Here is a 14,953-nt window from a genome sequence, read left to right as displayed (position 1 = left end):
AGGGTCCACTTCAAAGGTCAAGGAGTCAAACCACTACAGCGCTGCGTCACAATCGCCGAAACGCGTTCCCGATGACCATGATTGCGCTAATCGAGTCAGCAACGGCCAGATAGTTCATTGTTTCCAATTCTGTTCCTGGAGTGTTTTCGTGAGCCGCCGCCGCGGCGCGCAATACCCTCGCAACTTGGCGTTCCAGAAGCAACTTTTGATCATTCAAGGAGAGCGATGGTGCCTCACAGATCGAGATTGCCGCCATTCCTGCAAACTCCGTTGGGCCAGACATCATGGGCCGTTCCTATTGCCAGAATTCATCAGGACCCGAAGTGGGCCCGATGAATTCAATCATCATTGCAGAATTTGCTGCATGCTGGACTGATTGAAAGCAGCTCCGTGTAGAATTTTCTCATGAATTCTCGCCACGCTTGGAGTACCCAATAAAAACAAGCGAAAACAGTCCTCTCACTCGAAAACTATCTGTATTCGTCGCTCTTTCGGGTGCTGAACGGTTGTGTTGCTAACTTTTAGAACGGCCAGAGTTAGCGACATGCTGGACACATCTGTCCTGCGATCTCAGCAAACAACCGAAAGCCCGAAGTTGTAGCGCTAGAGAACTGCTGTATTCGGATCATATAGACGACTTCGATGCCATCCAAGTTAGCGGACGCGGATGCGAAAGATTTGAACACACACATGCGTCGAACACGCTGATTTGTGAACTGATGTTCTTGCTCGATCAGGTTATTCAGGAGTTTCGACCTTATTGTCTGTACTTTAGCCGGACAACCAAATCGCTTCAGGATCCTGTTCACTTCTTGAATACCTGCTGCGTTGGCTTCGCACTTTTCGATTACGATTTTGCCAGGGCTTCCGTTTGACGACAAAGCTTTGGCAAAGAACTTGGTTGCTGCGGGACCGTTCCATCGCTCAGGCAGCATGAAGTCATGGGTGTTCCCTACTTTGTCGACAGTTCGATAAAGGCGCACCCAATTGCCGCGAACACGCAGTTATGTCTAGTCCATGCGGCAGGAATTCAGCGCAGGGCGCTTTTTCGATTATGCTCGCGCGGCGATCATCGGCGAGTATTTGGGAACCTACCTAATCAATGTGGCATGATCTACGCGCATGACCGACCGCTCTGCGGGCTAAGCGGACATAATATGCTCCTTCAACTTGTGCCATCGCCATGGAGTGTAGTCTAATCTTGGGAGCATTGGAGGATGTCACATTGTGGGTGTCGTTGCTTGACCGCCTTTTGACCAAGATCATCCAGGAAGGTGAGCTTGCGGTGACTTGGCCGGATGGGCGTTGTAGCACCTATGGCTGCGGAAAAGGGCCCAGTTCAGCCATAACCCTCCACGACAAAGCGCTTCCGCGCAAATTGGTAATGAACGGCGATCTCGCCTTGGGCGAAGCCTATATGGATGAGACTCTAACAATTTCGCAAAACGATTTACGCGGCTTTGTTTCGCTAATTGTGCGCAATGCAAACAACTATGGTGGTGGGCGTTACGGCACGTCGGTTACAGGGCTGCGCAAGTCACTTAGACGTATCGCACAGTATAATCCCGTTCATATCGCGCGCAGAAATGTCGAACATCATTATGACCTTTCCGCTGATCTCTATGAACTTTTTCTCGACCAGGACCTTCAATATACCTGCGCCTTTTTCTCAGACCCGGGGCAAAGCATCGAAGAGGCCCAGGTAGCAAAGAAGGTGCACATAGCCAAGAAGCTCTTAATCGAACCAGGAATGACAGTGATGGATATCGGCTGTGGTTGGGGCGGCATGTCAATTACCTTGGCGCGAGACTATGGAGCGAAGGTGGTTGGCGTGACCTTGTCCAAAGTGCAGTTGGAATATGCAAAAAGAAGAGCCGAAGCGGCAGGTGTCGGGAATATGGTCGAATTCCGCCTGATCGACTATCGGGACGTCAACGAAGAATTTGATCGTATCGTTGTGGTCGGAATGATGGAGCACGTTGGTCGGCCCCAATATCCAACTTTCTTTCGCAAGCTGCGTGAGAATCTGAAACCGGACGGCGTCGCATTGGTGCATACAATCGGTCGATCCACCCCACCCGGTCGAACGTCACCATGGATTCACAAATACATTTTTCCCGGCGGATATGCACCATCAATGTCCGAAGCCATGAAGGAGATTGAAAAGCAGGACTTGGTGACCACAGATGTTGAAGTCTGGCGCGGCCACTACGCGCGAACGCTTCAATGTTGGCAGGAAAAGTTCGAGGCCAATCTGGAATCGATCCGCGACCTCTACGATGATCGGTTTCTGCGAATGTGGCGATACTATCTGATCGTATCCGAGATGGCCTTTTCGGAACAGGGCTTGGTTGTATTTCAGTTTCAGTTAAGCCGAGGTCAGATGGTTGTACCTGTAACCAGGGATTATCTGAGCAAAACGTCTAATCACTCGGGTTGAGGGTCGTGGGAGTCAGCGGTTCTAAGATACGGCGGAGGAGCCTGTGCGGGCATCGAGAACAATAGAACTTAAAGTGAAAACATCGAGAAAAAAGGGTTCCGCTTTGGGCTTTAGAGCGGTCATCGACAGGCTGTACAATTTCACTTTTTCAGACAAACCCTGACTGTCGCGCTGCGGCCCTTTCCGGACCTTCACCCACCTTCGGCCATGCTGCAATCGCAGCCAGCATTGCCGATATTCGCCGCATGAGCAAAGTCCCGCAATACTCAAACTCGCAGCCAATGAACTAAAGCCGCGGCCGTTCAATTCTCTTTCTGTGGCAACGCGTTGTTCAAGTTGGCAACGTCGATCAGGTTGGTTCTTCCTATGATTGCAGCAAGGACCAGCTGTAAAACAGGGTCGCCAAGAGCGTGTACAGCGCCAGAATGGCAACATTGACTGGGTTTCCGGACAGTTTGGGCGTCTTGATTTGTGAGACGTTCAACACCGCGAGACACAGGGCGCTCATCGCTAGAATAATCGCAAATGTCGGGCGCTCAAAGTAGCCTGCAAACATAACAATAAAGACAAGACTGATGCTGTTGTTATCAATTGCGAGCCCCGTGTATTTTGCATCGCCCGACAACCCGAAAGTGCTGAAATAACTCAAACGGATCGCACCAAAGACCAAAGTGACAAACACGACGGGCAGGAACCAAGGACTGAACTCGCCGTAACTTAGGATCAATACGGCAGGTGTTACGCCGTAGCTGACAATGTCGATCAACAAATCAAGCGTGCCACCAAACGCGCGATCATCGCCCGTGCGACCTTTCATCCGACGGGCAATCAACCCATCCGCCCAATCAAACCCAACAGCCCAAATCATGCCAATCATCGCCGCAGGATAAAGCTCTATTATCGCAAAATAAATCGCCAGCAAAGAACATCCCAGTCCCGCGAGCGAGCAGATGTTTGGAAGATCTTTGATGTATGACAAGATCGGTGGCTTGGGCGTGGCAGCGTTTTCGATTGTCATGCGACATCCTTTGAGTTAGTTGGAGTGACTCCTCGTCAACGTTTGACAGGTAATCTCTGCTATCCATTCTGAGTGCATTTGAAACGCGCGGTTTCAAGTCATTAACCGACTCCAGACGTCTGAACGCCTGGAGGTATCTCAGCTTAATTATTTGAAAAAAACTGAACAAATACGCACACGCGCATTCAGATGCCTCGTGCTACCACCGATGACGGGTGGGCAAAAGGATAAAGCGAAAATGATCGTCTATACCGTTGGCACCTTCGACCTGCTTCATGTTGGCCATCTGGCCTTGTTAAATCACTGCAAATCATTGGGCGACATCCTAGCCGTTGGCGTCGCCTCTGATGAGGTCGTGAACCTGTATAAGCCGAACGTTCCGGTTATCCCATTGCAACAACGGGTTGAGATGCTTGAGGCGCTCAGTTGTGTGGATATTGTACGTCCCTATCATGCGCTCGAATACGTTTCAGGCTGCAAGGCGGTAGGTGCGGATATCTTTGTGATCGGCGAGGATTGGGGCAGTAAACGCCACAACCTCGATGTTGATGCCTACCTGAAAGAAATGGGCAAAGAGATCGCTCAGGTGCGTTACAATCCGCGAACATCATCCACCAAAATCAAACAGATGGTCATGGCACAAAGTCATGCGAGGGCAGCCGAATGAAAACCAGTCTATTCTTATAAAGACGCCTTAGATGACGGCACTCTATTCCCTGCCAGATGCGTTCAGCGCAGGTGACTGTGACCGCATCATTGCGGCCATCACGGCGGCCCCGTCCAAAGATGCGCGACTGGTAGGCCAAACGCGCAACCCTTCCCTCCGCAAGGCACATTTGGTCTGGCTTGATGACGTCGACAGGCCTGGATGGGTCATGGATCGCCTGGTCGAAATTGTCCGCAAATCCAATGTCGATCAGTTTGGCTTCGACCTGCGCGAATTTGCCGAAAGCCCGCAGGTCGCAAGCTATAACGCCTCTGACGGCGGCCATTTCACGTGGCACTCTGACATCGGCGAAGGCCCTATAGCGCGCAAACGCAAGCTCACGCTGGTGCTACAACTCAGCCTGCCAAATTCTTACAAAGGGGGCGACCTCGAGGTGATGCCAAGCGCCCAAATTCTGTCGGCTAACCGCGCTCAAGGCTGTGTCAGCATCTTCCCCAGCTATACCTTGCATCAGGTGGTACCTGTGCAATGCGGCCTGCGCCACTCGCTAACACTATGGGCGCATGGGCCGGCTTTCAGATAACCGATCAAAAATCATCGAATTCTGGAACATTGCCGATCCGAACCAAAAACGTTGGCGGGCTTATCTCGCCAGAACTTGGGTCCTCGACAATCATATAAGCATCCGCGCCTGCGCAATCAGGTGACTGACTCGCACGTTCCGCGCGGCTCTTGGCCTCTTCCGCCGTTGTATACTGGAACTGTTTGTCAATTTTGACGCCAGCCGGAGCACCCTTTGTGCGCTTTTTCTCGATGTAGGTCTGACAAATGTAGTGGGTCTTCGACGTATCGTCTGACATTGTGTGTGATCCTTGAAGAGAAAGTGCAGGATCAGGTAACAGAAGGTGCTTCAAAAGGCACAAAACGTTCCTGATAGGAATTCAACTATCTGATGTGCCTTAAAGTATCTCTGGAGAAGTTCAATACTAGGCCACCGTCAGGGGCGTCAACAAACCAGCAGATTGGGTTCCTAACCGCCACGGCCCAAAGGCGACATCCACCACTCATCCGGTATGCTGCAACGCGGCCCGTCGAACCTGCCGTTCGCTGCAAATGCGAATTCCGGGGCTAAACCTCGATCTGATTGCCCTCTTCTGCGCCGAAAGCGCCTGTTTTGTTGTATGATGGAGTGTACCGCTCCCGCGCTTTGCCTGACCGACACTCACACTAAGGTGCGTCGCGCAGAGGCGGGCCAGCGAAGGGCGCGTTGGCTCAAAAAAACGTTGCTAGTGTCTGCTGTAGACGGCAGCATAAACCTTTAACGGGGTACACTTGGAAAGACTGGCTAAAGAAAATACAAAACGGAGGGCGAGATGGCCAAACTAGGCGATGCTGACAGCGAGCCGGAGCTGTTCTTCGAACATGTTTTGGGGATCTTGAGTGAGTGTGAGAGGTACTTTGCAGAGGCCGAGACTGGCCCGGTCTTAGAGGTGTTACGATCTCCGGCTGAAGGTGTGATCACCGCGATCCGAGGAGAAGTCGAGGAAGCGGTCACCGAGCTCGCGCAAGATAGTGAAGCCGGCCAAGCAATGGTCGCCGGCCTACTGCTATCCGGAACCAATCCTTTGTTGACATCCCAGTCAAGTGTGATCGCCCAAGCGACAAAAGACATCGATTGGTCCAAGGCGCTTTCTACCGCGCTGGAATGGATCATCACCGGATTGAAGAAAGTGATCGAATTCCTTGGCGATGGGAAGCTCAAGACGATCCTGAAGGACCTCACAATCCTCCTCCCGCAACTGAAAACGCTAATCGATATCGGCCCCGATAAGGTGGATGAGTTGACGCTCGATGTCGCGGAGCTTGAGGCCAAGGTTGAGAGATTCCTGCACCAGGTACTGGGCAAGCCACTGGTGAAGAACGAGGACAAGAAAGGCGCGGGAAAGATACCACCGGTCGACGGGCCAGTAGAAGAACCGGAACTGCACGGCTCGCTGCTGTGGTACCTTTGGGACATCGAGCGCAAGCTTGAACACCTTTGGGAAAGAGTGAACGGAGGAGCGTATCCTCGACCCGGGCCAGACGAGCTGGTCACCGATCCGCAGGGCGTCCCGATCGATCGGGGCCACCCAATCGGACGCGAAATCGACGAGTTGCGCATCTTGATCGAATGCCTGGGCAAAATGATCGGCCGCACGCTTTATGGTGTCGAGTGGAAGTGCCTAGGGTCCATTCCCCCTGACCCGGCAGTGCCACCTGACGGGGGATTGCACCCAATTCAGCCCGACGGGCTGCGCCATCCGCGGGCCGTTCCCCCGATCCCGATCAAGGACGAAATTCATAATATTGAGGGGCTGATCTGGTATCTGATCTGGATATTGGGCCCTGTGACCGAGCCGCCTGAGTGGCCCCCCGGTTGGCCACCTCCGCCGGAGGTACCGCCCGAAAACCCAGTGATCCTTTCTGACCTCAAGCGCATCTTGGTCTACGAAGAGGGTGTGTTTCGGGCCGTACCGGGCTCCGATGAGAAGCTTATCGAAGTGCGCAGTGGTGCCTTCGATCTCGCGGGATGGGTGGACTTAAATGACCTGATCGACGGGCAACGGGTTAGCATTGAATTGTACGTCTTGTTACCAGGCGGGCGAAGGCGGCTCTATCGAGGGCGAAGTTTTGACGGCTCTGCGGATGCAGGTCTTTACGCGCTTCAAGATGTGCTGGGGCCAATCATCGTTGTCGGAAACGCCGTAGACATAGTGATCCGGCGGGATAGCGGCGGCGGTATTTTGGAGGTGCCGTACCAGTTCGTGACCGAAACTCAACGGCTAGAGCGTTAATTCCCCAGCGCGGCGACGCCGGGCAGGGTCTTGACCTCCATCCACTCCAAGAATGCGACTAGGAAACATTCATCGTGGCTATCGGGGCCGCGTCGCAGTTTCGCCAAAGCAGTCTCTAACCGACAAGCACAGCTTCACAATTGGATCTGATGATGTAAACGCCTCCGCTGGCCTCGGTGTGCCATTGTGGGTTTGCAAACAACCTGAATGTAGGCGTCTATGGAAGAGATTAGCATGATTGGCTTGGATCTGGCGAAGAATGTGTTTCAGATTCATGGTGACAGACTTATAGGAAGACGAAAAGCCTGAACGTTGCTTGCGTGCTAAGTTTCAAATGGGAACCTACATAAACGAACGGGGTGCTGTACGATGCCGGCAACTTCAATTTGTGTTATGAATTCCCTTATGTATTTCAGCAGCGCGAGAGGCCGGACGTGTCTAACCGTCGAGTAGAACTGCGTTACTTTGCGATCGTGTTGCTGCCAATTTTCATTTTCGGGCTGCATGAGCTCATCCACCACCATCTGATCGCAACGGATTTGGACGTGCCTGTCGAAATTCTGAGTGATGACAACACTTGGTTGGAATCGGTGGGCCGTTTTCGGTTCCTTGCCGCATCGTGGTTCTTTGCTTCTCTTGCCGTTCTGGCCGTGACTTTACAGATCCGAAATCTTGCGCTTCCAATGACGCAGGAAACAAGAATTGCCGCTTCCCTCACGACCTTGGCCATATTCATACTGGCGATTGCCCCAACTGTTCAGCAATATATGACGTCGACCACTCCGCGAATTTATCATCAGGTTGGTCGGGCCGTTTTTGAGACTGCGTTGTCGCGGGGCACGCTACCCGGATGTCTGCAACCTGATGATTATTGGCTGTTGGGTCGATGTGGCGACATACCGGTGTTTTCGATGTTCAGAAAGGTGCTGGACATCATCAACGCCCTTGCCGGGCTGGCGGTCGGCGCATTGATCGCTGGTATGATCCTGTGCCTGGCATCCGGTTCCAGCAAAAATATTGAAGAAACCGCAGAGGAACTGCGAAAAAACATGCATCAGATGCGGCAGCAACTGTATCTGTCCAGCCTTATCCTGACATTTGGCATGTTTTTCGCATCCAGCTGGATGTATTGGCCCCTGCCTGTGATCGAGGAAACACGACAGGCCGCCTATAGCTCACTGGTAACCGCGTCAGCATTGTTCACCGGAACCTACTTTTGCTTGCTGATGCTGAGTTACTATCTTCCAGTGGCGTTGATACTGGACAGTCGCATCAAAGACCTTTCCCGCAAGGCCCGCCTGAATGAAACGACAAAAGACGGCTTTGATGTCGAAGACTGGAAGGCATCGCACGGGTTAAAAGAAGGTATTGGAGAGGTGTTGCGCACAGGCTTTGCACTTACCGCCCCCATACTTGCATCTTTCGCTGGGGGCATCACACCCTTTACGCTTTAGCTGCCATAGCCAACGTCCTTTTGCCAGAGGCTAGGGCCAGCTTACAGCGGGCGTCATCCAGGCTATCTAACAACTCGGAATTCAGCAGCTCGGTCTTAGGTAGCAAATGCACCAAATTGCCATCTGGATGGCTGGCGAGATCTCGTGTCGAATGGCGGCATGTCGAAATCATTGATTGTTCACACGCTGACGGAGAAGCGGGCCGAGATACTGGGCCAGATTAAAGCATACGAGGCGCAGATCGCACATGCGAAGCACGATCTGGCGCATGTGAACGCGACGATTGAACTGTTCGCCGCACCTGAACGGCAGCGTGCCCGGTACATTGTGAGCCATGGGTTCTTCAAGAAGGGCGAGATCGCGGATATCTGCGCCCACCATCTCGGGGTCGATGTTGAGCTGACCACGAGAGAACTTGCCGAGCGCGTAATGGCGGAGCGCAACCTGGACATCTCAGATACTGCGCTTAGGAACTCGGTGGTCTTCAAGGTCGTCCAGGCGCTGCGACATGCCAAGCGACGAAAGCTCGTCAGGATGATCGAGAAGAAGAAAGGCATGTGTGTCTGGGGTGCCGGTGACGCCGTCACGCTGCGCGCCGTTGCCAATACCCTTTCCACGACCGGCTGACCGGGGACGCGAGCGCACCGCCGATCAAACAATCCGCCAGGCGGCCATTGCTCTCCTCCCGATGATCCTCGAGCCAGGCTGCATGGGCCGCGTATGCATCGAGATACCTTCCTTCAACTTTCAGGTGCTGTCCGCCAATCATCCGTCTAAGCCGCGAGAAGAAGCTCTCGGCAAGGTTGGTATTAACTCCGCTGACGCTGTAACCCTCTGAATGATTGATTCTTTGCATGTCAAAGTCTGTTTCCAGAAGATCCCAATGCGCGACTTCATCAGCCGAGACAACGGTATCTGGAGCGATCCTTTCCCTGGCGAACTCGACGCCCTGCGCCTCCCGAAGAGAGGTTCTCGTCACCGTTCGGCCGCCCCGCTGGCGGAGCACGACAACCACCCGGCGCTTCCCGCTCCGATTGGCGCGCCGCCGCCGGTCGACACGCTCCTCTTGCAGATTGGCAGGCCGGACATGGCCACCGAATGCGGCACCATCAACCTCGACCTAGCCGTCCAGAAGGACGCCCCGGGTCTCTGCCTTCATAGCTTCCCTGAGCTTGTGCATGAGCACAAACGCCGTCTTGTGCTGCACATCCAGGTCACGTGACATCTGAACCGCGGACAATCCCTTCGCCGCGTTCACGAATAGACAGATTGCGCCCAGGAGATCGACAAAGGCAAGCTTCCGAGAGGCGAAGATCGTGCCCGACGTCACGCTGAATTGGCGATGACATGCCGCGCATTTGAATCGGCGTCTGGTCGTCAGATCGTAAACATCAACACACCCGCATACAGGGCAGATCGGTTCACCATCGGTTTCCGGCCAGCGCAGTCGGCAAAATCGATGGTAAGCCGCTTCTTCCCCTTCAGAAAAGATCGCCTTGAGAGACAGGGTCCGCGCGGCGGCCGACAGGAGAAAATGCTGCGCCATATGAACCTCCAAAAACCACGAATGTTCACATATTGTTTTCGTTAGTCCCCCCAGTCAATCATTTGGTGCATTTGCTACCTAAGACCGCAGCAGCTCATTTCGCAGGCTGTCGTTAAATGACTCTACGAAGGTATTCTGCTGGGGCTTACAGCCGACACTGCTTCCTGCGGTTCATGATCATTCCTTCGCGCTCCAACATCGCACCGATCCACCAATTACCGGGACTGAACACCTACCGTCTTGGTCACTGCACGGTAGGCCCTGCGCTTTGGGCTCTACAACTAGGTCAAACCGCACCCAAACACTCTCAGAAACGCGCCTGACGCTTGAACAATGTGAGCCTCCGCGCCCGACGTGCTTGCCCAAACCTACGACGAAGAATGTGAGAACCAGACCCGCAAACTCTCGTTGTGAATGAGGGAGCCATACGGGGGCAGGTCATCGGCGACGTGATTTTCGAGATATTGCAGGACGATGTCCTCTGTTTTTCCGGATGGGGTGGATGGCTCCTGCTCCACCCACATTACAATGCGCCATAGTCGTCAGCGTCACACGACCGTCAGTTGAATGAGTCGGATACTTACAAACCTAACTTTAGCTTTAGCCAATCAAACCGGAACCCCACGCCTTCGTCTAGCCAGGGGACTGAAATTGGGGCACCATAGCCTCATTTCACAACACTAGTATTAGATGTCCCATGCCACTGTTTTCCTATCCGGTTCAGAAAAAGATATTTGCTGCAATCGAAGCGATCCCACCGCTCGCGAAATGGGTCAATCGCCTGCTTATCAACCGCATTGTCAAACGCGCCCGATCGCGACCGCACCCCTTGAGCACGGCCCACGACTTTGTCTCCTGGAAAGGGCTAACCGATCGCCGATGGAGCGGGCGTCACCTGCCACCCCGGGTTCGCAAGAATATGCCCGTCGTCGACGATCTGCTGGATCTCTTTGAGCGTCGTGATAGCTCCCAACGACTATGCCCCAAGTCAACCTGCCTCTTTCCTGCGTTCGCCCAATACCTGACCGACGGCTTTCTGCGAACAGAAACCGAGAATCTCATCGCGGAGGGTGAAACCGCCGACACGCGCTTGCGGCGCAATACCTCCAATCATGAAATTGATATGTGCACGCTCTACGGTCGCACTCAGGCACAGACCGATGCGCTGCGCCTCAACTCCGAAACAAGGGGTAAAAAAGGCCGCCTGCGTAGCCAAAAGCTCAACGAAGAAGAGTATTCCCCCTTTCTTTATTGCGATGGGCAAGTTGATCCCGATTTTGCTGTCCTGGATCGCCCCCTTGGCGAAAGCGACCTCACTGACGAATTGCGTGCCAATCTCTTCGCGGTGGGCGGTGATAGGGTAAACTCTGTCCCTCAGGTTGCGATGCTAAACACCCTGTTTTTACGTGAGCACAACCGCCTGGCTGGTGAGATAGAAACGGCCCACCCCGACTGGAGCGATGGGCGGATCTTTGAGACGGCCCGCAATACCGTTATCGTTATTTTCATTAAAATGGTGATCGAAGACTACATCAACCACATTGCGCCGCTGCCTTTCAAACTCAAGGCGGATCCGAGTGTGGCTTGGCGTGCGCCTTGGAACAAACCAAATTGGATCACCGTCGAATTCAGTTTGCTCTATCGGTGGCACGCTTTGATCCCCGACACCCTTCAATGGGACGCGACAACGCAACCCGTGTCGTCCACGTTCATGAACAATGCCCTGCTACTCAATGCCGGGCTACTTCAATCCTTTAAATTGGTTAGCGCCACGCCAGCAGGCGAAGTCGGTCCTAGAAACACGGCGAAACCGCTCTTGCATGTGGAAAAGTCTTCGATTGAGCAAGACCGCTTTTGCCAATTGGCCAGCTATTCAGACTATCGCAATTACCTTGGCCAATCGCGCCCGCCTCATTGGTCCAGCATTTCGACCGACGCCGACGTCGCAGCAAAGCTTTCTAAGCTATATGAACATCCCGACGATGTAGATTTTCATGTTGGATTATTCTGCGAAGACAAAGTCCCAAACAGCCCCCTGCCCAGCCTAATTTTGTCCTTCGTCGCCCTTGATGCATTTAGTCAAGCACTTACCAACCCGCTCTTGTCCGAACATGTGTTCAAACCGTCAACATTCTCTGAGCCCGGATGGCGCGCCATTCAAAGAACAAACAACCTCCGAGATATCGTAGACCGCAACGTAGCAGGTGGCGCAGGTGACACATTCATTTCCTTGACGCGACAAGATTGGGTTCCTGAATAAACCGGTACAGCAGGGCCAAGCGATGTAAGACGCCATTAATGCAGCACATGCGCAACTGACCAGTCCAGAACTTCATGGCGCAAGCATGCGCCGCGACCCTGCTTCACCAGACCGGTCTTTCGCCGCCGATAAAAACTGGGAAAAACTCGAGCTGACGCGCGGCCAGCAATCAGGTTCGAGCCAGCTTTCAAGCAAAGACGTGGTCCTTGGCTTTCAACCAGTTAGCAGCCTTGTTAAGGTGGATCAGAGTTTCATTCAGGCTGCCAGTCTCTCGGGTTCTGTTTTGCTTTCATAAGCCTTATCCGGCGTCAATATTCCATGCGTGGAATGAGGGCGCTCGGCGTTGTAATAGGTCATCCAATGGCCGATCCCTGCCTTGTCTTCAGAGCCAGTTTCGTAGGCCCGCAGATAAACGCATTCGTATTTCAGGTCGATTGCGACGATTTGAACACGTGATATGACCCGCCTACAGGACACACCTATTTCCGTTTTGGTACCCGTCGAGGCCAGGCTGGGCTTGTGTTCAAGCACATCTTTCAGTGCTTCAAAGAGGTCCGCGTTTTCCCAGACGAACCACATCAGCGTTAAGTCATCCTCAACTGATTTTCTGCGGACACTCGGCGGTTCTATTGAGCGATCCTATTGCTTTGTAGCTACAGAAATCGGCTGTTCAAATCGCGTTCTGGCCAGTCCGCAGTTTCTCAGCCGCAGAACGGCGCCAGTGGACAATGCACCTTCGCCAAGCTTCGGACATTGCGACAAGTCACTCGCGCGGAAGGCGTCAGCGGCCATAACCGCTTGAGGGGCCCAATAGGTCAACATGTGTCGCATCGGAGCTTTGGTTCGGTGGTCAGAGGGTGTTATTTTTCCAACTTTAGCGTACCGAATTGGCCAGAGCTGCGTCTGAAATCAGCAGAAGCACTGTAGACGGGCTTGCGCAACCTGTTGATGCCCCCCAGGGGTTTATGCTCAGCGAGACTATGCCACGGTGTGAATAAAAGAGGCTTGCAGGCATCAACCAAATTAGGTTCCAACTGACACGGGATGACAAGCTGGGCGACCTCGACAAACTGAAAGTTGGTCTCGTCCCATGGGAGGGCGGCATTTTCGATCATCTCCTGTTCTTTGCCCGCGATGTCATCGGCAGTGGCAACCTGTATTCGAAAGCTCAGCTTGATTTGTGTTTTGGAATCTAATGCATCTTCAAGAGCCTGCGCGAGGTAGTCCTCGTGCAGCTCGGCCATTTGATCTTGGGTAAACTCTGCATCGGACAAATCCCCTTCCAGAGGCGCTACAGAATATCTCATCACTCGGTCAGCGCCAAACTGGAATGGTGCCGCGCTGAAATAAGTGGCTTCATGCGGGCTACGGGCTGCGGTCTTCTGGATTTTCTCGACCACCTTGCTCGCAGTGATCACGCCTTGCAAATCGGCAGCTGTATAGTCCGCAAAGACCTCGTGGAATTGTGTAAAGGCCGCGCGCAAGCTCATCATCTGCTCCGTATCTGACGCAGAAGTCGGTGCAAGGTTGCCGGACATATCTATCATACCCAACTTGAGCATTACGCCAGGCAAAAAGAACAGATCGGGCGTTGCCCCGTCCTCTGAGGCAACAAGGGCCGCCGTCAGCCGTCGATAATCGCTGACATTGCGAAACGCGAACTCGGGCGTGTTTACCATCAAAAAATCCTGATTGTGCATCTCACCATCGGCCAGCAGAGTGTCCCCATCCACATGTAGAACCTTGATGGCCATGCCACGGCTGCCGTGGTTCATGACTTTAGTGCCGTCTGAATTTTTCTTCTTTTCGATATCGGCGCGTTTCAAAACATCCGCATTGGAATAACGGATTTTGGCACCGTAGCGACGACGCGGGTGGGCAAAAAGCCCCACCTGCAGGTTCTCCGGTACATCCGAGTTTACAACGAATTCGGCATCCAGGCAGCCATGTGATTTAGGGTGCACCCCGCGCAGCACCTGGCCATTTTGAAGAGATTTTCGCTTCTCCTGCAGCTTGACGGTGAGTGCCGCAATCTCATTGCGCCACGCGCCCTCTTCGTCAGGAATGCATTCGAAATTAGTTGAGGATGAGTTTGAGGCTTGAGCCATGTTAATCTCCAAATATGCAAATGAATTTTTCAGAAATAAAGCAGCCGACAATCGCTGGCTGCCGGTACAATAGGTGATCACCGCTGAAAATTCTACTTTCGCAGGTTCCAGCTGGAAATGGACCTCCGATTTAGACTGATCTCGCAGCTTTTGCGGTGAAAGTGCGCTTTGTAATTTTGCGGATCAATCAATCTCAACCGCATTAGGCACTCAGCGTGCTTCCATCGCTGAAGCGTTTGCGCCAGGAACTAGATCACAAGCCACGTTGTCCCAATTTAGAGCTTTAGGCTGAACGGTTTTGCCATTTGTGGACATCCGCCATTCAAGCCCTTTGCAGCATTGGTCACTTTGGGCTTACAGCCGACCTCGGAGCAAGTGCAGAATCCCATTTCTGGGCTCGCGCAGCTAAGGTGAGGACGGCTCATTCCGGACCTTGGCGAGGTAGTAAAGGGCCGCGCTGCAGCTACACCAGACCGGACTTTCGCTGCAGGTGCATGATTTAGGTACCTTCTAACCCACAGTCTGCGGGACTTTATTGTCATTCTTTAGGACGACACAAATGACCGCTTCGAAGGAAGCTGGCATCAAACCCAGACGCTGCTAAACTTATCATCGTAACAACCTTG

General features: G+C 53.2%; 12 protein-coding genes and 2 pseudogenes. 7 read left to right on the top strand and 7 right to left on the bottom strand.

The annotated features are described in order from the left end of the window. Nucleotides 1–46: 46 nt before the first annotated feature. Entirely contained in the window at nt 47–256 is a 210-nt protein-coding gene (locus tag SJY13_RS17890; protein WP_377192812.1) for a hypothetical protein, read from the bottom strand. A gap of 280 nt (nt 257–536) precedes the next feature. Continuing rightward, nucleotides 537–1,004 carry a DDE-type integrase/transposase/recombinase gene (locus tag SJY13_RS17885; protein WP_377193702.1) on the bottom strand — a complete coding sequence of 156 codons (468 nt, stop codon included), beginning with the start codon at nt 1,002–1,004 and terminating at the stop codon, nt 537–539. Between the two features lie 248 nt (nt 1,005–1,252). On the opposite strand from SJY13_RS17885, the gene SJY13_RS17880 reads away from it, so the two are divergent. Further along, nucleotides 1,253–2,440: a class I SAM-dependent methyltransferase gene (locus tag SJY13_RS17880; RefSeq protein ID WP_377192810.1), complete on the top strand. Its 1,188-nt coding sequence runs from the start codon at nt 1,253–1,255 to the stop codon at nt 2,438–2,440. A 364-nt stretch (nt 2,441–2,804) separates the two neighbouring features. On the opposite strand, the gene SJY13_RS17875 is transcribed toward SJY13_RS17880, so the two are convergent. Then, on the bottom strand, nt 2,805–3,458 hold the full coding sequence (locus SJY13_RS17875) for a CDP-alcohol phosphatidyltransferase family protein (protein WP_377192808.1): 654 nt from the start codon (nt 3,456–3,458) through the stop codon (nt 2,805–2,807). A 238-nt stretch (nt 3,459–3,696) separates the two neighbouring features. Between SJY13_RS17875 and SJY13_RS17870 the strand changes: the two genes are divergently transcribed. Continuing rightward, nucleotides 3,697–4,125: an adenylyltransferase/cytidyltransferase family protein gene (locus SJY13_RS17870; RefSeq protein ID WP_377192806.1), complete on the top strand. Its 429-nt coding sequence runs from the start codon at nt 3,697–3,699 to the stop codon at nt 4,123–4,125. 31 nt (nt 4,126–4,156) lie between these two features. Then, nucleotides 4,157–4,708, top strand: coding sequence for a 2OG-Fe(II) oxygenase (locus SJY13_RS17865; protein ID WP_377192804.1), 552 nt, complete (start codon nt 4,157–4,159; stop codon nt 4,706–4,708). Between the two features lie 4 nt (nt 4,709–4,712). On the opposite strand, the gene SJY13_RS17860 is transcribed toward SJY13_RS17865, so the two are convergent. Next, on the bottom strand, nt 4,713–4,985 hold the full coding sequence (locus tag SJY13_RS17860) for a hypothetical protein (protein ID WP_377192802.1): 273 nt from the start codon (nt 4,983–4,985) through the stop codon (nt 4,713–4,715). 513 nt (nt 4,986–5,498) lie between these two features. Between SJY13_RS17860 and SJY13_RS17855 the strand changes: the two genes are divergently transcribed. From SJY13_RS17855 to SJY13_RS17845, 3 genes are all read left to right on the top strand, one after another. Next, complete coding sequence (locus SJY13_RS17855) at nt 5,499–6,959, top strand: hypothetical protein (RefSeq protein WP_377192800.1); 1,461 nt, start codon at nt 5,499–5,501, stop codon at nt 6,957–6,959. Between the two features lie 434 nt (nt 6,960–7,393). Then, nucleotides 7,394–8,413 carry a hypothetical protein gene (locus SJY13_RS17850; protein ID WP_377192798.1) on the top strand — a complete coding sequence of 340 codons (1,020 nt, stop codon included), beginning with the start codon at nt 7,394–7,396 and terminating at the stop codon, nt 8,411–8,413. Nucleotides 8,414–8,572: 159 nt separating this feature from the next. Continuing rightward, a complete protein-coding gene (locus SJY13_RS17845) occupies nt 8,573–9,040 on the top strand; it encodes a hypothetical protein (protein ID WP_377192796.1) in 468 nt (155 codons plus the stop codon). Here SJY13_RS17845 and SJY13_RS17840 read toward each other — a convergent pair. Next, nucleotides 8,997–9,959 (bottom strand): annotated as a pseudogene (locus SJY13_RS17840) (IS1595 family transposase). The gene SJY13_RS17845 and the pseudogene SJY13_RS17840 overlap by 44 nt on opposite strands. Nucleotides 9,960–10,656: 697 nt before the next feature. Between SJY13_RS17840 and SJY13_RS17835 the strand changes: the two are divergent. Beyond that, complete coding sequence (locus SJY13_RS17835) at nt 10,657–12,219, top strand: peroxidase family protein (RefSeq protein WP_377192794.1); 1,563 nt, start codon at nt 10,657–10,659, stop codon at nt 12,217–12,219. Between the two features lie 255 nt (nt 12,220–12,474). On the opposite strand, the pseudogene SJY13_RS17830 reads toward SJY13_RS17835, so the two are convergent. Then, nucleotides 12,475–12,648 (bottom strand): annotated as a pseudogene (locus tag SJY13_RS17830) (integrase core domain-containing protein); the annotation flags it as partial. Nucleotides 12,649–13,079: 431 nt separating this feature from the next. Then, a complete protein-coding gene (locus SJY13_RS17825; protein ID WP_377192792.1) occupies nt 13,080–14,327 on the bottom strand; it encodes a hypothetical protein in 1,248 nt (415 codons plus the stop codon). Nucleotides 14,328–14,953 lie beyond the last annotated feature (626 nt).

Origin of the sequence: Ruegeria meonggei, from assembly GCF_042768335.1 — a bacterium.
Classification (GTDB): Bacteria; Pseudomonadota; Alphaproteobacteria; order Rhodobacterales; family Rhodobacteraceae; genus Ruegeria; species Ruegeria meonggei.
Note: the sequence above shows the minus strand (reverse complement) of the source record. Positions and strands in the feature narration are given on the sequence as shown.